Below are 21,191 nucleotides of genomic sequence, written 5' to 3'. Positions count from 1 at the left end.
CAACCGGCACGCATTGAAACGTGGTCCCCACCACCGTCCGATGCGTGCCAATCTCATCCATTCTGTTGAGTCCGCGTGCGTATGACCGACGACGGTGAGCGAGCGCGAATGCCAAAATCTGTTGACTCCTTACTGTGAGACACTGTAACGTGATACTAAACCTTCTGGAAATGATTGCTTATTCATATGTGAGGATATGAGTGACGGGAACAACCGCAATACTGTTGCCTATTCCCCCACGTTACGAACCCCTAGTCGGGATTCTGAACGCATTTGTGTGGGACTGAGTGAACGTCCGGTCTTTTCCCGTCTGACGTTGTTTCTACGGATGCAATTCCTGACGGGAAAATATTATGTTGTGTCCCACGGTGTTTCAAATAAAGGTAAATAAAAGGAAATAAATGACGCAGAAATCTCATACGGAAATCGTAACGACGAGTAAACTGCTCAGCAGCCAACGCCGAGTACACGCTCTGTTGACGCTGCGCGAAGCAGGCTCACCGATGACGATTCCGGTGTTGGCGTACGAAACCGCGCTTCGAGAGGTCGATTCGCCGAGCGACGTCACCGACGAACATCTAGACCAGGTCGAACTCGCGCTCAGACACGTTCACCTGCCGAAGTTAGAGGAGTTCGAGGTGATCCGGTACGGCGCGGACGGCCGACGTATCTCGCTGGCCGACGACATCGAGGCGATCGAATCGGTCATAGAAGCGACCTTTTCGCGGTGACGTGTCGTTTCCAACTGCGACTACCCTCCGCCGAACTCGTTCCGTAACGCCGTCCGTCAGTCGTCGATCGGCGTCCGGTCGGCGGCGCACTCGCTCTTCGACGACTCTCCTTCGTCGGTGTCGACGACGGCGCTCTTCCACGTGCCGCGGGTGAACCACGCGACGGCGACGATAGCCCCGCCGATGTCGCCGAGGGCGACGGCGACCCAGATACCCGTCTCCGCCCAGCCTTCGACGAAGACGAGCACGTACGTCGCCGGCAGGCGGACGACCCACAGCGTGATCGCCGACATGACGAGCGCCGTCTTCGTGTTGCCCGCGCCGCGGAACGTCCCGAGCATCACCTGCAGCACGCCCATGAAGACGAACATCACCGACGCGATGCGGAGGTAGTCGCTCGCGTGGACGATGGTCTCCGCCGCCCGCGGACCGCCGGCGCCGAGGAAGACGGCGACGATGGGTTCGGGCGTGACTGCGGCGACGACGGCGAACGGGAGCAACACGACGGCGACGAGTTTCGTCGCGAGTTTCGCCGCACGCGCCGCCCGCTCCGGTTTGCCCGCACCGAGGTTCTGGCCGACGACGGCGTCGATGGCCTGGCCCATCCCCATCGCCGGGAGGAAGATGAGCGACGTGAGGCGGTTGCCGAGACCGTACGCGGCGACGACTGCCGGGGGGAACGTCGCGACCATCGCGGTCATCAGAATCATCGCGAGCGCGCTCGTCGACTGTTCGAGCGCTGTCGGCACGCCGAGCGAGACGATGTCGCGGACGCGGTCGAACTGGAGCGGGAGATGCTCGAAACGCACGTCTGGGCCGACGTCGGTGCCGAAGAGGACGTACATCCCGATGGCCGCGGCGACGGCTCTGGCGAGGATCGTCGCGATGGCCGCGCCCTCGATTTCGAGGCGTGGGAACGGCCCGACGCCGAAGATGAGAAGCGGGTCGAGGACGACATTGATGGCGACGCTGACGACCATTACCAGCATCGGGACCCGCGTGTTGCCGTAGCCGCGCATCAGCGACGAGAAGATGAAGAAGCCGAAGAGGAACGGCGATCCGAGGAAGAACAGGCGCATGTAGTCGCCCGCCAGCGGGACGATGTCGCTCCCCGTCTGGGCGTCCGTCGGCAGCAGCGATAGCATCGGGTCGGTGAGGAAGAAGCCGAGAATCCCGATAGCGATAGCCAGCAGCGTCACGAACGATATCGTCTGCCCGGCGATGAGATCCGCCGAGCCCTCGCTGTCGGCGCCGGTGTACTGCGCGACGAGAATCGTCCCCGCGGCGGTGAACCCGCCGCCGATGGAGATGAGAAAGAAGATCATCGGGAACGCGAGGCTCAGCGCGCCGACGGCGTTCGCCGAGAGGAGACCCAACCAGAACGTGTCGGCCACGTTGTACATCACTTGGAGGAGCTGGATGACGACCATCGGCACCGCTAACCGGAGCATCGGCCTGACGAGGTCGCCGTCCGTTAACTCGCTCTCGTAAGAGGGCGCTGTCACTGTCACGTGAAACGCGTCAAACTACTTCAAATCTCGTGATAGTAGATATCACGAATCAGTCGGGATTGCCGGAAGATAGCGGCAGTTTTGGGAGTTCCGGCGAGTTCGGCCGGAACGGAGGCGTCCGCGCCGCCACGTCGTCGTTTCGGCAGCACGCGACCCCGTCGTTTCGACCGTACGCAACTCCGTCGTTTCGACCGGTTCGCCGGACGAAGGGCATCCGTCGAGACCCGATTTGGTCGTCGACCCGACACATCACGGCGAACGTGACATACCGATCGTACGGAGAAATACTACAAATGGACATCAACTGATCATTTCATATGTCAATATCGGTCGCACGACTCTCCGAGACGTCGGATGCCGACGACTGGAACTCGTGGGTCGAGCGGTCCTCGATGGGGACGCCGTTTCACCAGTTCGAGATACTCCAGGTGATAGCGACCGAAGCGGACGCGACGCTCCACCCGCTCGTCGGATACAAAGGCGAAGAACCCGTCGGGCTTCTCCCCGTTTTCCAAACGGACAAGGGCCCGCTTCGCATCGTGAAATCCCCTCCCGAGGCGGTCAGCGTCCGAAAGCTCGGCCCGGTGCTGCTGAACCACGAGGAGTTGAAGACGCGGAAGCGAGAGAAGCGAAATTCCCGGTTCGTCGACGAGTGTTTAGCGTGGATCGAAGAACGCTGTTCGCCCCACCGTACGCTCGTTCAAACGAACGACCGGTACGACGACTTCCGACCGTGGGTGTGGAACGACTTCGACGTCGAGATGGACGCGACGTACGTCGTCGACCTCGAACGCGACCTCGACGATATCGAGCGCTCGTTCTCGGGGTCCGTCCGGCGGAGCGTCCGAAAGGCCGAGGAGGCCGGGTGCTCGGTCGAAGTCGGCGGCAGGTCGGAAGCCCGTCGCATCGCCGAGCACGTCGAACAGCGGTTCGCGCAGTCCGACATCGAGTACTTCGACTCCTCTCCGGAGTGGGTGATGAACTACGTGGACGCGTTCCCCGACGGGCAGGTACGCCCCTACGTCTGTCTGAAAGACGGCGAGTACGTCGGCGGGAAGATGCTGCTCCGATTCGGCGACACGACGTGGTGGTGGAAAGGAGGGGCGAGACCGCTGGCGGACGTCCCGGCGAACGAACTCCTCAACTGGCGGATCATCCAGGACGAAAAACGGGGGGGAACGTCGCGCTACAACCTCCACGGTGCGCTGGAAGCGCGAACCAGCGGCGCGAAAGCGAGGCTCTCGCCGGAACTCGTCCCGATGTACAAGTTGACGCGACAGCATCCGACTCTCGAACTCGGGACGTGGCTCCAAGAACAGGTCGAGAACGCGTCTTCGGCGTTGCGTACTGGTCTCGCCTCGGGCGAGCGGTCGCCGGCCGTTCTGCGACGACTGCAACGACGGTTTGACGCGGGAGAGAGACTAGTTCGGCTGAAGAGACGATTGTGAAAACGGTACTACGCGGAACCGACGCGTTCAGGAAACTGGGCGTCGGGTACCTCTTCGCCTCCGACGCCGCGGAGTCGGCGGCTACCTCGCCGGATGTCTCGACTAACTGTCGAAAATAAACTCACTCGCCGAGTCGTCACCTCACGGCGGTCCCGACATACTCCTTCTCCGTAGAAATGTTACATGGGCACGTCGATTGACCGTTCCGTATGTCGATATCAGTCGCGCGACTCTCCGAGACGTCAGATACCGAGGACAACTGGGACTCGTGGGTCGAACAGTCGTCGATGGGAACGCCGTTTCACCAGTTCGAGATACTCCGACTGACGGCTGCCGAAGCGGGTGCCACCCTTCATCCGCTCGTCGGGTACAAAGGCGAGGAACCGGTCGGACTTCTTCCCGTCTTCGAAACCGAAAAGGGTCCACTTCGACTCATCAAGTCGCCGCCAGAATCGACTTCCATCAGAAAACTCGGTCCGGTGCTCCTGAACTACGAGAAGCTGAAGACGCGAAAGCAGGAGAAACGACACCGGAGATTCGTCGAGGGCTGTCTGTCGTGGCTCGACGAGAGCGACCCGCCCGACCGCATCGTGATTCAGACGAGCGACCGGTATCCGGACTTCCGGCCGTGGGTGTGGAACGACTTCGACGTTGAGATGGACGCGACGTACGTCGTCGACCTCACGCGCGACCTCGAAGAGATCGAGAACTCGTTTTCGAACTCCATGCGGTCCGGTGTCCGGGAGGCCGAGGAAGCCGGATGTTCGGTCGAAGTCGGCGGGAGAGCGGAGGCCCGTCGGATCGTCGACCACCTCTGGCAACGGTTCGAGGAGTCCGACATCGACTACTTCGACTCGTCTCCGGAGCGAGTTATGGAGTACGTGGACGCGTTTCCCGAGGGACAGGTACGCCCGTACGTCTGCCGACTCGACGGCGACTACGTGGGCGGAATGATCTCCATTCAGTTCGGTGACATGGCCTACTCGTGGAAAGGAAGGGCGAAACCCCAGAAGGACGTTCCTGCCAACGAACTGCTCGACTGGCGAACCATCCAGGACGCCAAGCGAGACGGGGTGACCCGATACAATCTCCACGGCGCGTTAAACCCCCGAGTGAGCGGCGCGAAAGCGAGACTCTCGCCGGAACTCGTCCCGATGTACACACTGACGCGACAGCGACCGAGTATCCAGTTGGCGAGTTGGCTCCAGGAACAGTTCGGGACCCGTCTCGATGAACAGGTCAAACCGCGCGTCAGAAACCAGCTCAAACCTCGACTCAACCTCTGACGACGGAGTACCGCCTCGATAATTCGGCTCGGGGGCGAGCGAGACGCCGCAAATCAACGTTCTTTAGGTGGAGACTCACGCGAGTACGACCATGACCATCGGCTTCATCGGCGGAAGCGGAATCTACGAGGCGCTTCCCCTGTCGAACACCCGCGAAGAGGAGATCGAGACCCCCTACGGCGACCCGAGCGCCCCGGTCACCATCGGCGAGTTCGGGGATACGGGCCGCGAGGTAGCGTTTCTGCCGCGCCACGGCCCGAAACACGGCCGCTCGCCGACGAATCTGCCGTACCGCGCGAACATCTACGCGTTCAAGAAACTGGGCGTCGAGTACATCTTCGCCTCCAACGCCGTCGGCAGCCTGAAGGAGGAGCTTCCGCCGGGGACGCTCGTTGTTCCGGGCCAGATTTTCGACCGCACCAAACACCGTACCTCGACGTTCTTCGGCGACGGCATCGTCGTCCACCAGCCCATCACGGAGCCGTACAGCCCCGAACTCGTCTCGCACCTCGTCGACGCCGCGGAGTCGGCCACCGACGCCGACGTGCAGGAGGGCGGCACGTACGTCTGCATCGAGGGACCGCAGTACTCGACGCGCGCCGAGAGCGAGTTCTACCGCGCCCAGGGGTGGGACGTCGTCGGCATGACGGCGGTGCCAGAGGCGAAACTCGCCCGCGAGGCCGAGATCGCCTACGCCACCGTCGCGGGCGTCACCGACTACGACGTCTGGAAGCGGGACCACGAGGTGACGCTCGAGGAGGTGCTGGAGAACGCTGAGAAGAACCAGGAGGCCATCAAGCGCACCGTCGAAGAGGCCATCCGAACGCTTCCCGACGAGTTCGACTGCGGCGCACACACGGCGCTCGAAGGAACCATCAACACGCCCGCCGACGCCATCCCCGAGGAGACGCGCGAGCGCGTCGAGCTGCTCGTCGACGACTACCTCGACTGACCGCTCGAGTGTCGGCGTCCGTCGGTTTCCGAGGGCGGACGAGCCGCGTACTCGGCTCTAGCTCCTCCAACAGATTATTACTCAAATCCACAAATATAATTTTTAGATTTCATATTTCTGTAAAAGAGCCAACATTTACTACGAGGACGTTGTACGGTGAATGGGATGTCTGACGATGAGTTCGGGACGGATGGGGGTAATAACAACGGTGGGGGAAGCAAGTCACATCAGTTAGTGCGATACTCACGGGTCTCCGCCGACCTCGACGCGATCTTCGATCTTCTGAGCGTCGCCCGCCTCCGCTACGTGCTCTACCACCTCTACGGGATGAATAGCGACGTGACCGAAACCGAAGCCGTCGTCGACGCGGTGTGCGAGTACGAAGCGGCGGGCACGGAGAGAGCCGACCCCCCGTCTCGGAACCAGGTCAGAATCGACCTTCACCACTCGAAGTTACCGCGCCTCAACGCGGCGGGACTCGTCGACTACGACCCGCGACAGAACGAGATAAGATTCTACCACTCGCCGTCGCTCGAAGAGTGGCTCGAACACGCCCGACACATGGAGTTCGAGTGACCGATTCGGGCAGTCGGTTCACTACCACCGTCGGCGTACTGCCCGTCGAACCGCCCGTTGACGGCCTCAGTCGGCGACTGCCGGCGTTTTCTTCTCGTCTTTCTCCCGCACCCACAGGTCACCGAACAGGTCGTCCTGTTCGAGCGTGACGACGCTGCGGTGCGCCAAAAACAGGAGCGCGAGATACGTCTCGACGGGTCGACCGCCGACGCCATCGAGTTCCGCGAACAGCACCTCCTCTCGACCCTTCTCGTACTGCTCGCGGAGGTGGGCTTCGACCGTCTCGATAGTCGCCTCCATGTGTTCGTCGTGGGTCGTTCCGGTGACGTCCGCCTCGCCGGGTTCGCCGTCGCGGCGCACGTCGTCGGCGGCGTGGTAGTCGAGTGTCTGCGTCCCCCGGCGGAATCCGCGGGGCGAGGACGCCGTGTCGTACTCGCGCGACCGTTTCCACCACGACTCGCGCTCGGCCTCCCGGAGTTCGTGGACGAGTTCGTCCAGCGTCTCCGGCGATCCGCGGGCGCTCCGGCGTTCGAGGCGGCGGTCCATCTCGTCTTCGAGCGCGTCTATTGGGTCGAAGCCGGGGGCCGAATCCTCGCCGCCTTCCATCGCCATCTCCCACGGCTCCGGTTCGGGTTCCTCGGGTTCGTCGGGCGCGAGCAGTTCGTCGCTCTTCATCCGCAGCAGGACGCTCGCGTAGAACAGCGCACGTCCCGAGGTTCGGAGATCCGTCGCGTCGAGGCGTTCGAGGAACGCGTCGGTGACGGCGACGATGTCTATGTCCCACGGCTCTATCTCGCCGTCTTCGGCGAGTTGGACGAGCAGTTCCACCGGTTCGACTTTGTCGTCGGCCGTCTCTTCGACGACGGCCACGCCGTTTTCGAGTTCGTCGGTCGGCTCTTCGACGACGTCGAACTCAGTCATCGGTGCTCACCTCCGGGGCGAGCCCTTCGTCGGCGTCGCTCGCGTCACCACCATCGTCGCTACCGCCACCGTCGCCATCGTTGGTGTCGTCCCTGTCTCCGCCCGCTTCATCCCCGCCGTCGTTTCCGAACCGAATTCCGGTGACGGCGCTGACGTTGTCGCCCTGCATCGTCACGCCGATGGCGCGCTCGGAGCGTTCGAGCAGCGCCGACCGGTGCGAGACGACGACGAACTGCGCGTCGCCCGCCAGGTCGTCGACCATCTGGCCGACGCGTTCGGCGTTGGCGGCGTCGAGGAAGGCGTCCACCTCGTCGAGCGCGTAGAACGGCGCTGGGTTGTGTCGCTGGATGGCGAAGATAAACGCCAGCGCCGTCAGCGACTTCTCCCCGCCGGACATCGCGTCGAGGCGCTGGATCGGCTTGTCAGCGGGTTGGGCCTTCATCGTCAGACCCCCCTCGAAGGGGTCGTCGGGGTCTTCGAGGTGGAGTTCGCCCGAACCAGCCGAGAGGCGCTCGAAGATGCGCTGGAACTGCTCGTCGATGGCCTTGTACGCCTCCATAAACGTCCGCTTCTTCTGGGTCTCGAACTGCTCGATGCGCTCCTGGATACCGTCGCGCTCTTCGACGAGCACGTCGCGACGCTCCTGTAAGTCCGAGAGGTCGTCTCTCACCGAGTCGTACTCGTCGATGGCGAGCATGTTGACCGGTTCGAGTGCCTCCATCTCGGATTCGAGCCGTTCGACGTTCTCCTCGACCGTCTCGTGGTCGGGAATCTCGTCGGGGTCGTAGTCGCCGACCTCCGCTTCGAGTTCGTCTATCTCCCACGAGAGGCGCTCCTTCGCGCTCTCGAGCGATTCGAGTCGGGACTCGACCCGCGAGACGGCCTCCTTCTGCTCGTCGCGCTCCTCCTTCGCCTCTCGGAGCGTCTCGCGGAGCTCGTTCCGTTCCTCTTTGAGTTCGACGAGTTCCTCTTCGAGCTCCTCGACCGCCTCGTGTTTCTCCTCCAGCACCGCCTCCTTCTCCTCGATGGCGGCCTCCGCCTCCGCTATCTTCTCCTCGGCGGCGGCTTTGCGGTTCTGGGCGTTCTCGACCGTCTCTTCGAGGTCTTCGACCGCGTCCTCGGCGTACTCCTTCTCCAATCCGAGTTCGTTGAGTCGGTTGTCGAACTCGCCCATCCGATGTTCGAGTTCGTCGATGTCCGCGCGAACGTCGTCGGCGCGGCTCGTGAGCTCGGGAATCTGTGAGTCGGCGAGTTCGCTCTCCAACTCCTCGATGTCGGTCTCTACAGCCGCGATTTCGGCGTCTATCTCGGCAATGTCGTCGTCGAGCGCGCTCATCTCCTCGTCGACGGAGTCGCGTTCAGCCTCCAACTCGTCGAGCGTCGCTTCCAGTTCCTCGATATCCGACTCCGCGTCGTCGAGGTCGGCGTTCACCCGCTCGATGTCGCCTTCGATGGCGCGGACCTTGTCGGCGGCGTTCGACTGCCGCTCGCGGGCGTCGTCGAGTTTTCCCTCTATCGCACGGATGTCGCTGTTGAGCGACCGCCGCTCGTCTTCGAGTTTCGATATCTCCTTGGCGACGCGTTCGAGTCGACCTTCCCCGGACTTGGAGAACGAGTAGCGCGACCCGCCGCGACTGCCGCCGGTCATCGCACCGCTCTTCTCCACGAGGTCCCCGTCGAGCGTCACCATGCGGTAGTCGCCCATGAACTGGCGGGCGGTCTGCATGTCCTCGACGACGAGCGTCGACCCGAGCACGTACGAGAAGACGCTGTCGTACCGGCTGTCGAACTCCACGAGGTTGTACGCGAAGTCGACGACGCCCGGGTCGTTCGGTTTCCGCGGCAGACGGCGGTTCTGCATCTTCGTGATGGGCAGGAACGTCGCCCGACCGGCGTTGCGGGATTTGAGGTAGTCGATACAGGAGGAGCCGACGCCGTCGTCGTCGACGACGACGTTCGCGAGTCGCCCGCCTGCGGCCGTCTCGCAGGCGACGGCGTACTCGCCCGCGACGGAGCCGAGTTGACCGACCGCGCCGTGGACACCGTCGATCCCGGCGTTGAGGACGGTGGTGACCGAGCGTGGGAACGAGTTGTCGCCGTTCTGCCCGGCGCGCGCCTCCAGTTCGGCGTACTCGGACTGCTTCGAGCGGATGTCGTCTTCGACGTCGCTCAGGTCGTCCTGCAGCGCCTGCTTCTTCTCGCGGAACTCCGAGACGACTGACTCGGCCTTCGAGGCGTTCTTCTGGGCCTTGTCGAGTTCGCTGTGCAGTTCCGAGCGCTTCGCCTTCAGGTCGGGAATCGACTCGCGGGCCGCTTCAATGTCGTCACGCGCCTCGCTGACGCGGTTCGAGCGCCGCCGCGCCTCGTCTAGCAGACGGTCCTTCTCGCGCTGTTTCTCGTTCTTCTCGGTTTTCAGCTCCTCGACGCGCTCGCGGCGCTCGGCGAGGTCGGCTTTGAGTTCGTCGAACTCCGTGTCGACGCTCTCTATCTCCTCCTCTATCTCGGCGAGCGTCGTCCGTTTGTCGACGATGTCGCTTTTGACCGAGGCTTTCTCGACTTTTACCTGCCGCATCTGAGTCGAGACGTCGTCGACCTTCTCCTGTTTGTGGTCGATTTCGACGAACGCCTGCCTGCGCTCGTTCTCGGCCGTCTCCTTTCGCTCCTCGGCGTTCTCTATCTGGCCTTCGAGGCGACTGATGTCGCCTTTGACCGACTCTATCTCGCGCTTGATGCGGAGCTGTTCGTCCTCGCCTTTCCGTTCGACTTCGCGGTTGAGCTCCTCCAGTTCGTCTTCGAGCCGCGAGAGACGGCCCTGTCGGCTGTCGAGTTCCTCGCGGAGCTCGGCGAGTTTCTCCTCCTTCGACTCGATTTTCGTCGTCGTGCGCTGCAGGTCGGCGCGCTTGTTTTCGAGTTCGGCGGCTTTCAGGTACCCCTCGAACTCCTCTTTCTCCTCGCGCAGCGCTTTGTACTCGAGCGCCGTCTCGCGCTCGTCGGCGAGTTGGTCGAGGCGGTCTTCCTTCTCCTCGATGCGGAGATCGGCCTCGCCGATGCGCTCCTCGACCGTCTCCAGTTCCTCGAAGGCGGCGTCCTTCTTCGCGTCGAATTCGGCGACACCCGCGATCTCGTCGAGTATCTCGCGGCGCTGGAACGCGGTCATGTTGATTATCTCGGTGACGTCGCCCTGCATGACGACGTTGTAGCCCTCGGGGGCGACGCCCGCCTGCGAGAGCAGGTCCTGAATGTCCGAGAGGTTCACCGAGCGACCGTTCAGGTAGTAGTACGAGTAGTAGTTGTCCTCGGTCTGCTTCACCCGGCGGCGGATGGTGATCTCGTCGACGTCGCCGACGCTGTCGGTGCCGGCGGCGGTCGTCACCTGCGACCGGTCGAGGGTGCCGTCGCTGTTGTCGAGAACGACTTCGACGCTGGCTTCGCGGGGACCGCCCGAGAACTCGCCGTCGTCGTGACCGGGGTTGTAGATGAGGTCGGTCAGCTTCTCGGCGCGGATGCCGCGCGTTCGGGCGAGACCGAGCGCGAACAGTACGCCGTCGATGATGTTCGACTTGCCGGAGCCGTTCGGCCCCGTGACGACGGTGAAGTCCTCGTAGAACGGGATTCGGGTCTTACGCCCGAAACTCTTGAAGTTGTCAAGGACGAGCTCTTTGATGTGCATGTGTTGCTCGTGGGGGAGCCGACCCGACGGCTCAGGCGACGATGATGTCGCTTTCGTCGGATCCGGACTCGCTCTCTTGAGCCTTCTCCTCGGCGGATTTAGCTTCTTCGGCCTCGCTTTCGGACGGAGATGTCTCGTCGTCGGCCTCCGACTGGGCGTACGACTGGACCGACGGTTCGGCGTCGGTCGCCGCCTCCAACTGCCGCAGTCGCTCTTTGGTCTCGACGAGTTCTTCGGTGAGACCGTCGACCGCAGCTCTCAGTTCCGACACTTGGGATTCGAGTTCCTCCACCCGGTTACTCATGGACGTACACCGCTTCTCCGCCCCCATAAATGTACGTCAGACGGAGAGCGGACGGTTCGTCGAGAGCGCCCGAATCCGCCGAAATTCCCGGATTCGATTCGGCGGGGAGTCGAAGTGGACGGGTCGCTGCTCCGACGGGTCGAGCGTACCGCCCGCGGCAGCCGTTCGCTGGGCGTCCAGATCATCGGACATTGTGTCGATGCGCCGGGCAGTGCTGAATCTCGCTATCGACTCCCGACGACGTCTCTCGACGGGACGGGAGCGCCGAGGCGTTAGTATTTAGCCGCCCGCCATCATAGCCCGCCTAATGACCGCGCAAGCGCTCGAACAGCGCGACCTCGCCGTCGTCATCGGGTTGGAAGTCCACGTTCAACTCGAAACCGCGACGAAGATTTTCTGTGGCTGTTCGACCGACGCCGCCGAGGACGAGGAACCGAACACGCGGACCTGCCCGACCTGTCTCGGACTCCCCGGCGCGCTCCCCGTGCTCAACGAGGGGGCCGTCGAGGCCGCCGTGAAGGTGGGCAAGGCGCTCGACGCCGACATCCCCGAGCAGACGCGCTTCCACCGGAAGAACTACTACTACCCCGACCTCCCGAAGAACTTCCAGATCACGCAGTACGACGCGCCCATCTGTCAGGACGGGACGCTGGAGTTCAATGTCGAGGGCGAACGCCGGAGCGTTGCCGTCCGTCGTGCCCACCTCGAAGAAGACCCCGGCAGTATCAAACACGTCCGTGAGGGTACCCGAAGCCTCGACTCGCGGACGGTGTCCATCTCCCGTGCAGACTACACGCTCGTCGACTACAACCGCGCCGGGACGCCACTGATGGAGATCGTCACCGAACCCGACTTCCGCGACCCTTCGGAGGTCCGTGGGTTCCTCGCGAAACTGGAACAAGTCCTCGAATATCTCGGCGTGTTCGACTCTACCCGTGACGGGTCGCTCCGCATCGACGCGAACCTGAGTCTCGTCCCCGCTGACGAGATTCGTGACGACGGGTCGATTCCCGAGGACATACTCGACGAGGCGAACCGCACGGAAGTGAAGAACATCTCCAGCCACAAGGGTGCGGAGAAGGCGCTGGCCCAAGAGGCGAGTCGTCAGAAGACGCTGCTGAAGCGCGGAAAGACGGTCAAGCAGGAGACGCGGCACTTCGACGAGACGCGCGGCACGACCGTCTCGATGCGAACGAAGGAGGAGGAGAAGGATTACCGATACTTCCGCGAGGCCGACCTGCCGCCGCTGGAAGTCGCCGGGTGGAAGGAGACCATCGAAATTCCGGAACTTCGAGACGCACGACGTGACCGCTTCCGCGAGGAATACGGTCTCGACGCCGAATCCGCATCGAAACTCACCTCCACGAAAGAAGTTGCGGACTTCTACGAGCGCGTCGCCGAGGCGTTCGACCCGGACCTCGCGGCGACGTGGGTCGCCGACAACCTCCTCGGCGAACTCAACTACCGCGACATGACCGTCGAGGACGTCAAGGGTCGACTCGACGAGTTTGCCCGCCTCGTCGAACTCGTCGCCGAGGACGAGATCACGACGAAGAACGCCGAGGAGGTCGTCCTCCGGCGGATGCTCGACGACGGGATGGCGCCCGACGACATCATCGACGAGGAGGGCCTCAGCAAGGCCGACGACGACGCCGTCGTCACCGCCGTCGAGGAGGCCATCGTGGAGAACCCCGACGCCGTCGAGGACTACCACGAGGGCGAGGGCGGCGCTATCAACTTCCTCGTCGGCCAGGTGATGCAGAAGACAGGCGGCAGCGCCGACCCCGGGAGCGTCAACGGGATGCTCAGAGAGCGGTTGGACGAGTAGGTTCTCGACCGGGACTTTTTGGATCTCTCCAGGTCCGTTCCTCCGCCATTGTCGGCGAGTGACTGCCCCGTGGCTACTTTTAACGAAGGCTGTCGGATTCGAAACGAGTTCCGGACGATTCCGACTAGTTGCGTCGTCCAACCGGTCGTTCCCCAGTTTCAATCGGTGACAACTGCCCGTCGTCTGCACGAGAGTCAGCCGGTGCAGGAGCGTCACTAGGTGCCCTCACGTCGGCATTCGCTGATGTATCACGAGTTAGTTACCTAACACGTGAAACCGTAGCGACTCTCGCTGGAAGGCGGGTCGAACTATGACAACAGAGACGCGAACGGAAGCGGATCCGATCGACGAACAGAAACTGAACGAACTCGTGGGGACGTCGCTCGTCGACCTCGGCGCGGCAGTCCACGCGGCGCTGGCTGTCATCGGCGACGAACTCGGTCTGTACGCGGCGCTGGACGACGCGGGACCGGTTACGTCCGCCGAGTTGGCCGCGGAGACGGATACCGCGGAACGCTATGTCCGTGAGTGGCTGCGCTCGCAGGCCGCCGGCGGGTACGTGAGCTACGACCCCGAAACCGATCGCTATCGTCTCACTCCCGAGCAGGCGTACGTGTTAGCCGACGAGGAGAGCCCGGTGTTCATGCCGGGCGCGTTCCAGCTGGTGACGTCGGCGGCCAAGATCGAACCCGAACTCCGCGATGCGTTTCGAACGGGCGAGGGCATCGGCTGGCACGAGCACGAGGAAGACGTGTTTCACGGCACGGAACGCTTCTTCGGACCGTCTTACGGCGCCTTCCTCATCGACTGGGTCGGGGCGCTCAACGGGGTCGATGCCGCGCTGAAAGCGGGCGGTCGAATCGCCGACGTCGGCTGTGGACACGGCGCACCGACGATTCGCATGGCCGAAGCGTACCCCGACTCGACGGTCGTCGGCGTCGACTACCACGAGGCCTCGATAACGGTGGCCCGCGAGCGAGCGGAAAACGCGGGCGTGGCCGACCGCGTCGACTTCGAGGTGGCGACCGCGAAGGAGTACGACGGAACCGACTACGACCTCGTAACGATGTTCAACTGCTTTCACGACATGGGCGATCCCGTCGGTGTGGCGGCTCACGTCAGAGAGACGCTCGCCGACGACGGTGCGTGGATGATCGTCGAGCCGTACGCCGAGGACCGGGTCGAAGACAACCTCACTCCGTTCGGACGCCTCGCGTACTCGATTTCGACGGTCGCCTGTACGCCGAACTCGCTCAGTCAGGACGTCGGCTACGGTCTCGGCGCACAGGCGGGAGAGGAACGGACGCGGGAAGTCGTCACCGAGGGTGGGTTTACGCGCTTCCGCCGGGCCGCCGAGACGAAGACGAGCCTGGTCTTCGAAGCGAAGCCGTGATCATCCGCAAGGTCGGTTCTATCGCACCTGGTTTTTCGTTCGGACGACTCTCCGCGAGACGTTCATGTGGACGCGGCCGCTAGGATTTCCGCCCACCATGCCCGAGTGCGGCCTCTGTGAGCGAACGGTCGCGAAGACGACACGCCACCACCTGATTCCCAAAAACCGAAAGGAGAGCGACACGGTCGACCTCTGTGAACCGTGTCACCGGCAGGTCCACGCGACGTTCACCCACCACGAACTCCGCTACTACTACGACACGCTCGAACGACTGAAGAAGAGCGAAGAGATGCGGAAGTTCGTCCGCTGGCTCCGGAAGACGAACCACTCGAAAGTGAAAGTGCGCGATAGCAAGCGCGTCCGCGACTGGCGGGGCTAACGCACTCAGTCCGCCGCCGACGGCCGCGACTCCGACTCCTCTATCACGCTCTGCTGCCATCCGCCGCGCTGGAACCAGAGCACGGCGACGACGAACGCCGCCGTCGCGCCGACGGCGAACGCCCACCAGAGGCCGTCTACGCCCCAGTCGAACGCCCGCACGGTCATCCCGCCGGGCAGCGGAACCGTCCACGCGAACGCGAGGATGAGCGCCACCGGCACCCGGAATATCCACCGCGAGAGGAACGACAGCGCCATCGCCACTTTCGTCTGGCCCGCGCCGCGAAACGCGCCCTGAATCACCATCGTTCCGCCGAAAAAAGCCCAGAACGGCGCGATGATGCGGAGGAAACGGATGCCCTCGGCCACGACGGCTTCGTCGCCGACGAAGATTCGCATCGCCACGTTCGGAAAGGCAAAGACGAGCGCGGCGGCGGCGAACAGCACGCCCATCGTGCCGACGGTGGCTTTCCACGTCACCTCCGCCGCTCGTTCCGGCGTCTTCGCGCCGAGATTCTGGCCGACGCCCGTCGCCGTCGCCTGTCCGACGGCACCCGAAACGGTCCACGAGACGGACATGAGGCGGACGCCGATGCCGTAGGCGGCGATGGCGGCGACGGTGAACTGCGCGACGAGCGTCGCCATCGCGACGGCGGCGAAACTGCGTGCCCACCCGTCGAGCGTCGCCGGGTAGCCGACTTCGACGAGTTTCTTCAGCACCGATTTGTCGGGTCGGAGGTCGGGGATCCGGAGGCGGACGCCCCAGTCGCCGCGGAGGAGGATGTAGACGCCTGCAACGGTGACGAGCGCCCGCGAGATGAGGGTGGCGACCGCCGCGCCGCGCGTCCCCCACGCGGGGAACGGTCCGAAGCCGAGGATGAAAAGCGGGTCCAACACGACGTTGAGGCCCGCCGAACCGACCATGAGCCACATCGCGGTCTTCGTGTCGCCCGCGCCCTGCAGCGCCGCGCGGAAGGCAAAGAAACAGAATGTGAACGGGAGCGCGACGAAGATGACCTCGATGTACGCGAGCGCCTCCGTAAAGACCGGTCCGGAGAGACCCATCGCCGACAACAGCGGGCGCTGGATGGCGAGGCCAAACAGGGCGAGGGCGATGGAGACGCCGACGGTGAGCAGGATGGTCTGGCCGACGACGTGGTCGGCCTCCCGATCGTTGCCCGCGCCAACGTGTTGGGAGACGAGCGCGATGGTCGCCGCGGTGATGCCCATCGCCGTCGAGACGAACATCCACGAGAGGGGAAACATCAGCGAGACGGCGGCGACGGCCTCCGGACTCACGCGGCCGACCCAGAACATATCCGCGAGGTTGTAGAACGTCTGCAGTAGGTTCCCGGCGACCAGCGGCCACGCTAACGCGACCAGTTTCGGGGAGATCGCGCCGGTGGTCATATCGATGCGGCTCTCTCTCTGCTTCGACACGTTCTCTCGTGAGTCTCGGCGTTTCGACAGATAAGGGCACGGCTTCCGGCGAGGGAGACCAACGGAAGTCGACACCAGCGCGCCTCTCCCGGCAAGCGGCCGCCGGATGCTGAATCCTTATCCGGGCCGCGGCCGCTGTGCAACCATGCCACAGTACGCCGTCGCTCGCTATCTCGGCATCGACGCCGCCCGACAGCCCGCATTCTCGCCGAACGGCGACCAACTCACGTTCCTCCGCGACACGACCGGCACGCCCCAGATCTGGACGCTCGACGAGGCGGACGCGCCGCCGACGCGACTCACCGCCTTCGAGGAGCGCATCTCCTTCGTCGACTGGTCGCCGACGCGCGAGGAGTTCGTCTTCGGAATGGATCGGGGCAGCGACGAGCGCGACCAACTGTTCCGCTACGACGCCGCCGACGGGACGATTCACGGCCTCACCGAGCGCCCCGAGGCGATACACGGCTGGGGCGGGTGGTCGCCCTCCGGTGATCGGTTCGCGTTCACCTCGAACCGAAGGGACGCGCAGGCGTTCGACGTGTACGTCCAGTCGCGAAACGGCGGCCCCGACGACGCGGAACGCGTCTTCGACTCCGACGGTTGGCTCGAAGTCCTCGGTTGGGGACCCGACAGGGAGACGCTTGCGCTCCGCGAGGCGCACGCGAGTTTCGACCAAGAGTTGTCGATTCTCGACCTCAAAACCGGCGAGGTACGCGTTGTCACCCCCGAGGGCGAGGCCAGCTACGACTGCGTGGCGTTCGGTCCCGACGACGACGCGCTGTATCTGGTGACGAACTACGACGCGGATACGAGCTATCTCGGCCGACTCGACCTCGACTCGGCCGCTCTCGACGTCGTCGTTCCGGGCGGTGACTGGAACGTCGAGGAGTTCGTCTTCGACCGCGATTCTCGAACAATCGTCTACGGTCGCAACGTCGACGGGTACTCCGAACTCTACGCGGGCGAACTCACCGACGAGACGGCGGTCGAAGTCGAAGAAGTCGACCTGCCGGAGGGTGTCGCCGCCGACGTGACGCTCAGTCCCGACGGCGAGCGATTCGCGTTCACGCTCTCGGAGAATAGCGAACCGTTCGGCGTCTACGCCGGAGAGGTAGAATCGAACAGTGGACCGACGCGCTGGACGCCGATGGACACCGTCGGCGTCCCGCGGTCGACGTTCCGGAGCGCCGAGACGATTCGGTACGAGTCGTTCGACGGTCGCACGATACCGGCGTACTGGACGCTTCCCGAGGACGCCGAACCGGGCGTGACCCCGGTCATCGTCGACATCCACGGCGGCCCGGAGCACCAGCGGCGACCGTGGTTCTACCCGACGAAGCAGTTCTTCGTCAACGAGGGGTACGCCGTGCTCGAACCGAACGTCCGCGGGTCGTCGGGCTACGGGAAGGCCTACACCCACCTCGACGACCGCGAGAAGCGGATGGACTCGGTGAAAGACGTTAGAGCGGCCGTCGACTGGCTGTACGAGCAGGACGCCGTCGATCCCGATCGGATCGTCGCCTACGGCCGCTCCTACGGCGGGTTCATGGTACTCGCGGCCATCACTGAGTATACCGACGTCTGGGCTGCGGCGGTGGAGTTCGTCGGCATCGCCGACTTCGAGACCTTTCTAGAGAACACTGGCGAGTGGCGGCGCGACCACCGAAGCGCCGAGTACGGGTCGCTGGACGACCGGGAGTTGCTGCGAGAGATCAGTCCGATTCACAACATCGATAGAATCCGGTGTCCGTTGTTCGTCCAACACGGCGCGAACGACCCGCGCGTCCCCGTCGGCGAGACGGAGCAGATAGTCGAGCGGGTGCGCGAGCGCGGCGTGCCGGTAGAGAAACTCGTCTTCGAGGACGAAGGCCACCACACGACGACGCGGTCGAACCTCGTCGAGGAGTTCGAGCGGATTGGGGCGTTCTTGGACGAGCACGTCTGAGAGCACGGTCGGGAGGGGACAGACCACGCGTGTCCGCGAGCGAGCGCAACGTTGCACGGGCGCTCACACGCGGGCGAATCGACGCCCGCTTGCGGTTTTCGGAGAGCAGGACCGCGAAAGCTTTAGGCCGCCCCTTCGCATATCGCCTCTCAATGAGCAAGGGGCCGGAACTGATCATCACCGAGAAGGACAACGCCGCGAGACGCATCGCGGACATCCTCAGCGGCGACTCCGCAGAGGCCGAGCGGATGAACGGGGTGAACGTCTACAAGTGGGGCGGCAAGCGCTGCATCGGGCTGTCGGGCCACGTCGTCGGCGTCGACTTCCCGTCGGAGTACAACGACTGGCGCGACGTCGAACCCGTCGAACTCATCGACGCACCCATCGACAAACACCCGACGCAGGAGAATATCGTCGCCGCGCTGCGACGTCTCGCCCGCCACGCCTCCCGGGTCACTATCGCCACCGACTACGACCGTGAGGGTGAACTAATCGGGAAGGAAACGTACGAACTCGTCCGCGACGTGAACGAGGACGCGCCCATCGACCGCGTTCGCTTCTCCTCCATCACGAAAAACGAGGTGACGGAGGCGTTCGAGAACCCGGAAGACCTCGACTTCGACCTTGCCGCCGCGGGCGAGGCCCGTCAGATTATCGACCTCGTCTGGGGCGCAGCGCTGACGCGTTTTCTCTCGTTGTCGGCCCGACAGCTCGGCAACGACTTCATCTCCGTCGGCCGGGTGCAGGGACCGACGCTGAAGCTCATCGTCGACCGCGAGCGCGAGATCGACGCGTTCGACCCGGAGGCGTACTGGGAGCTGTTCGCCGACCTCGAAAAGTCGGAGACGGGCGAGAACTTCGAGGCGCAGTACTTCTATCCCGACGAGGACGGCAACGAGGCCGAACGAGTCTGGGACGAGGAGACCGCGAACGCGGTGTACGACACCCTGCAGACCGCCTCGTCGGCGACGGTCCGGGCGGTTCGACGCCGCACGCGGACGGACAAGCCGCCCGCGCCGTTCAACACCACGCAGTTCATCCGCGCGGCGGGCAGCATCGGCTACTCCGCCCAGCGCGCGATGAGCATCGCCGAGGACCTCTACACGGCCGGCTACATCACCTACCCGCGAACCGACAACACCGTCTACCCGGACGATCTGGACCCCGAAGAACTGGTCTCCGAGTTCGTCGGCACCCGGCGCTTTGGCGACGACGCCGAGTCGCTGCTCGAACTCGACGAACTCACGGCGACGGAGGGCGACGAAGAGACGACCGACCACCCGCCGATCCACCCGACGGGCGAACTCCCCTCCTCGGCGGACGTCTCCGAGGACGAGTACGAGGTGTACGAGCTCGTCGTCCGGCGCTTCTTCGCCACCGTCGCCGAGGCGGCGAAGTGGGAGCATCTCCGCGTCGTCGCCGACGTGGACGCCGACAGCGAACCGCTCTCGCTGAAGGCCAACGGCAAGCGCCTCGTCAAGGAGGGCTACCACGCCGTCTACCCGTACTTCAACAACACCGAGAGCTTCGTCCCCGACGTGGCGGAGGGCGAGGAACTCGCGGTCACCGACACCCGCTTCGAGGCCAAGGAGACCCAGCCGCCGCGGCGGTACGGCCAGTCGCGGCTCATCGAGACGATGGAGAAGATGGGCATCGGGACGAAGGCGACGCGCCACGACGTGATTCAGAAGCTCTACGACCGAAACTACATCGAGAGCGACCCGCCGCGGCCGACCCGCCTCGCCCGCGCCGTCGTCAGCGCGTCCGAGGAGTTCGCCGACCGCATCGTCTCCGACGAGATGACCGCGCAACTCGAATCCGATATGCTCGCCATCGCCGACGGCGAGAAGAACCTCGAAGACGTGACCGAGGAGTCCCGCGAGATGCTCGAAGCCGTCTTCGAGGGGCTGATGGAGTCCAGCGACGAGTTGGGCAGCCAACTGCAGAAATCCCTGAAGGCGGACAAGACGCTCGGGCCGTGTCCGGAGTGCGGCGCGGACCTGCTCGTCCGCAAGAGCCGGTACGGCTCGTACTTCGTCGGCTGCGACGGCTACCCCGACTGCGAGTACACCCTTCCGCTTCCCTCGACGGGCAAGCCGCTCATCCTCGAAGACGAGTGCGAGGACCACGGCCTCCACCACGTGAAGATGCTCGCCGGACGCAAGACGTTCGTCCACGGCTGTCCGCAGTGCAAGGCGGACGAGGCCGACGAGCAGGACGACCTGATAATCGGCGCGTGTCCCGACTGTGGTGAGGAACACGGGGGCGAGTTGGCTATCAAGCAACTCCGTTCCGGCTCTCGTCTCGTCGGCTGTACCCGCTATCCGGAGTGCGACTACTCGCTGCCGCTGCCGCGCCGCGGCGAGATAGAGGTCACCGACGAGGAGTGCGACGAGCACGGACTCCCCCACCTGGTCGTCCACAACGGCGACGAGCCGTGGGAACTCGGCTGTCCGATCTGCAACTACCGCGAGTACCAGGCCCAGCAGGTCGGCGGCGACGAACTCCAGAGTATCTCCGGCATCGGCGAGAAGACGGCGGAGAAACTGAAGGAGGCGGGCATCGACGACGTGCCCGGATTGAAGGACGCCGACCCCGACGACGTAGCGTCGAGCGTTGAGGGCGTCGGCGCGGACACGGTTCGGGACTGGCAGGCGAAAGCGGACTAACTTCCACCTTTTACGCTGCGCAGTTTCGCTCGGTAAAAGCTGGACCAAAAACACTACTCCTTCGTTTCGGTGCTTCGCACCTCCACTCAGTTGTCGGCCTGCTCGCTCACTTCGTTCGCTCGCAGTGAATCCACTAGCT

Annotated in this window: 16 protein-coding genes; 10 read left to right on the top strand and 6 right to left on the bottom strand. The window is 64.0% G+C overall.

What is annotated here, in order from left to right; genetic code table 11:
• Window positions 1-401 precede the first annotated feature (401 nt).
• Window positions 402-731, top strand: coding sequence for a DUF7344 domain-containing protein (locus tag LAQ58_RS11480; RefSeq protein ID WP_425490650.1), 330 nt, complete (start codon window positions 402-404; stop codon window positions 729-731).
• 56 nt (window positions 732-787) lie between these two features.
• On the opposite strand, the gene LAQ58_RS11475 is transcribed toward LAQ58_RS11480, so the two are convergent.
• On the bottom strand, window positions 788-2,182 hold the full coding sequence (locus LAQ58_RS11475; RefSeq protein ID WP_224450166.1) for an MATE family efflux transporter: 1,395 nt from the start codon (window positions 2,180-2,182) through the stop codon (window positions 788-790).
• Between the two features lie 377 nt (window positions 2,183-2,559).
• Between LAQ58_RS11475 and LAQ58_RS11470 the strand changes: the two genes are divergently transcribed.
• The 4 genes from LAQ58_RS11470 to LAQ58_RS11455 all read left to right on the top strand — a co-directional run bounded on the left by LAQ58_RS11470 (window position 2,560) and on the right by LAQ58_RS11455 (window position 6,504).
• A complete protein-coding gene (locus LAQ58_RS11470) occupies window positions 2,560-3,690 on the top strand; it encodes a GNAT family N-acetyltransferase (RefSeq protein WP_224447598.1) in 1,131 nt (376 codons plus the stop codon).
• 209 nt (window positions 3,691-3,899) lie between these two features.
• Window positions 3,900-4,976 carry a GNAT family N-acetyltransferase gene (locus tag LAQ58_RS11465; RefSeq protein WP_224447597.1) on the top strand — a complete coding sequence of 359 codons (1,077 nt, stop codon included), beginning with the start codon at window positions 3,900-3,902 and terminating at the stop codon, window positions 4,974-4,976.
• 91 nt (window positions 4,977-5,067) lie between these two features.
• Window positions 5,068-5,928: an S-methyl-5'-thioadenosine phosphorylase gene (gene mtnP, locus LAQ58_RS11460; RefSeq protein ID WP_224447596.1), complete on the top strand. Its 861-nt coding sequence runs from the start codon at window positions 5,068-5,070 to the stop codon at window positions 5,926-5,928.
• A gap of 165 nt (window positions 5,929-6,093) precedes the next feature.
• On the top strand, window positions 6,094-6,504 hold the full coding sequence (locus LAQ58_RS11455) for a DUF7344 domain-containing protein (RefSeq protein ID WP_224447595.1): 411 nt from the start codon (window positions 6,094-6,096) through the stop codon (window positions 6,502-6,504).
• Between the two features lie 66 nt (window positions 6,505-6,570).
• On the opposite strand, the gene LAQ58_RS11450 is transcribed toward LAQ58_RS11455, so the two are convergent.
• From LAQ58_RS11450 to LAQ58_RS11435, 4 genes are read right to left on the bottom strand one after another with little or no spacing between them, the layout of a single operon-like run.
• Window positions 6,571-7,425, bottom strand: coding sequence for a segregation and condensation protein A (locus LAQ58_RS11450; protein ID WP_224447594.1), 855 nt, complete (start codon window positions 7,423-7,425; stop codon window positions 6,571-6,573).
• A complete protein-coding gene (gene smc, locus LAQ58_RS11445) occupies window positions 7,418-11,095 on the bottom strand; it encodes a chromosome segregation protein SMC (protein WP_224447593.1) in 3,678 nt (1,225 codons plus the stop codon). Before smc ends, LAQ58_RS11450 begins: the two co-directional genes overlap by 8 nt.
• Before the next feature lie 31 nt (window positions 11,096-11,126).
• A complete protein-coding gene (locus tag LAQ58_RS11440; RefSeq protein ID WP_224447592.1) occupies window positions 11,127-11,399 on the bottom strand; it encodes a DUF7518 family protein in 273 nt (90 codons plus the stop codon).
• 36 nt (window positions 11,400-11,435) lie between these two features.
• Complete coding sequence (locus LAQ58_RS11435; RefSeq protein WP_224447591.1) at window positions 11,436-11,591, bottom strand: hypothetical protein; 156 nt, start codon at window positions 11,589-11,591, stop codon at window positions 11,436-11,438.
• A gap of 115 nt (window positions 11,592-11,706) precedes the next feature.
• Here LAQ58_RS11435 and gatB point away from each other — a divergent pair, with 115 nt between their 5' ends.
• The 3 genes from gatB to LAQ58_RS11420 all read left to right on the top strand — a co-directional run bounded on the left by gatB (window position 11,707) and on the right by LAQ58_RS11420 (window position 14,999).
• Window positions 11,707-13,227 (top strand): Asp-tRNA(Asn)/Glu-tRNA(Gln) amidotransferase subunit GatB, encoded by a 1,521-nt coding sequence (gene gatB / locus LAQ58_RS11430; protein ID WP_224447590.1) that lies wholly within the window; start codon window positions 11,707-11,709, stop codon window positions 13,225-13,227.
• Between the two features lie 310 nt (window positions 13,228-13,537).
• Window positions 13,538-14,620 carry a class I SAM-dependent methyltransferase gene (locus LAQ58_RS11425; RefSeq protein WP_224447589.1) on the top strand — a complete coding sequence of 361 codons (1,083 nt, stop codon included), beginning with the start codon at window positions 13,538-13,540 and terminating at the stop codon, window positions 14,618-14,620.
• A 97-nt stretch (window positions 14,621-14,717) separates the two neighbouring features.
• Complete coding sequence (locus tag LAQ58_RS11420) at window positions 14,718-14,999, top strand: DUF1796 family putative cysteine peptidase (protein WP_224447588.1); 282 nt, start codon at window positions 14,718-14,720, stop codon at window positions 14,997-14,999.
• Between the two features lie 5 nt (window positions 15,000-15,004).
• Here the strand turns inward: LAQ58_RS11420 and LAQ58_RS11415 are convergent, their stop codons facing one another.
• Window positions 15,005-16,408 (bottom strand): MATE family efflux transporter, encoded by a 1,404-nt coding sequence (locus LAQ58_RS11415; protein WP_224447587.1) that lies wholly within the window; start codon window positions 16,406-16,408, stop codon window positions 15,005-15,007.
• Between the two features lie 175 nt (window positions 16,409-16,583).
• On the opposite strand from LAQ58_RS11415, the gene LAQ58_RS11410 reads away from it, so the two are divergent.
• A complete protein-coding gene (locus LAQ58_RS11410) occupies window positions 16,584-18,383 on the top strand; it encodes a S9 family peptidase (RefSeq protein WP_224447586.1) in 1,800 nt (599 codons plus the stop codon).
• A 152-nt stretch (window positions 18,384-18,535) separates the two neighbouring features.
• Window positions 18,536-21,052, top strand: a complete 2,517-nt coding sequence (locus LAQ58_RS11405; RefSeq protein ID WP_224447585.1) for a DNA topoisomerase I — start codon at window positions 18,536-18,538, stop codon at window positions 21,050-21,052.
• Window positions 21,053-21,191: the final 139 nt, after the last annotated feature.

The sequence above is a fragment of the Haloprofundus salilacus genome, from assembly GCF_020150815.1.
Lineage (GTDB): Archaea > Halobacteriota > Halobacteria > Halobacteriales > Haloferacaceae > Haloprofundus > Haloprofundus salilacus.
This window is presented reverse-complemented; position numbering and strand designations above follow the sequence as displayed.

Excerpts from the sequence above, each read along its gene's own strand:
- LAQ58_RS11425 (WP_224447589.1), top strand. The coding sequence starts at position 13,538 with ATGACAACAGAGACGCGAACGGAAGCGGATCCGATCGACGAACAGAAA.
- LAQ58_RS11480 (WP_425490650.1), top strand. The coding sequence starts at position 402 with ATGACGCAGAAATCTCATACGGAAATCGTAACGACGAGTAAACTGCTC.
- LAQ58_RS11410 (WP_224447586.1), top strand. The coding sequence starts at position 16,584 with ATGCCACAGTACGCCGTCGCTCGCTATCTCGGCATCGACGCCGCCCGA.
- LAQ58_RS11435 (WP_224447591.1), bottom strand. The coding sequence starts at position 11,591 with ATGTCCGATGATCTGGACGCCCAGCGAACGGCTGCCGCGGGCGGTACG.
- mtnP (WP_224447596.1), top strand. The coding sequence starts at position 5,068 with ATGACCATCGGCTTCATCGGCGGAAGCGGAATCTACGAGGCGCTTCCC.
- gatB (WP_224447590.1), top strand. The coding sequence starts at position 11,707 with ATGACCGCGCAAGCGCTCGAACAGCGCGACCTCGCCGTCGTCATCGGG.
- LAQ58_RS11420 (WP_224447588.1), top strand. The coding sequence starts at position 14,718 with ATGCCCGAGTGCGGCCTCTGTGAGCGAACGGTCGCGAAGACGACACGC.
- LAQ58_RS11415 (WP_224447587.1), bottom strand. The coding sequence starts at position 16,408 with ATGACCACCGGCGCGATCTCCCCGAAACTGGTCGCGTTAGCGTGGCCG.
- LAQ58_RS11475 (WP_224450166.1), bottom strand. The coding sequence starts at position 2,182 with ATGCTCCGGTTAGCGGTGCCGATGGTCGTCATCCAGCTCCTCCAAGTG.
- LAQ58_RS11405 (WP_224447585.1), top strand. The coding sequence starts at position 18,536 with ATGAGCAAGGGGCCGGAACTGATCATCACCGAGAAGGACAACGCCGCG.
- LAQ58_RS11440 (WP_224447592.1), bottom strand. The coding sequence starts at position 11,399 with ATGAGTAACCGGGTGGAGGAACTCGAATCCCAAGTGTCGGAACTGAGA.
- LAQ58_RS11465 (WP_224447597.1), top strand. The coding sequence starts at position 3,900 with ATGTCGATATCAGTCGCGCGACTCTCCGAGACGTCAGATACCGAGGAC.
- LAQ58_RS11450 (WP_224447594.1), bottom strand. The coding sequence starts at position 7,425 with ATGACTGAGTTCGACGTCGTCGAAGAGCCGACCGACGAACTCGAAAAC.
- LAQ58_RS11455 (WP_224447595.1), top strand. The coding sequence starts at position 6,094 with ATGTCTGACGATGAGTTCGGGACGGATGGGGGTAATAACAACGGTGGG.
- smc (WP_224447593.1), bottom strand. The coding sequence starts at position 11,095 with ATGCACATCAAAGAGCTCGTCCTTGACAACTTCAAGAGTTTCGGGCGT.
- LAQ58_RS11470 (WP_224447598.1), top strand. The coding sequence starts at position 2,560 with ATGTCAATATCGGTCGCACGACTCTCCGAGACGTCGGATGCCGACGAC.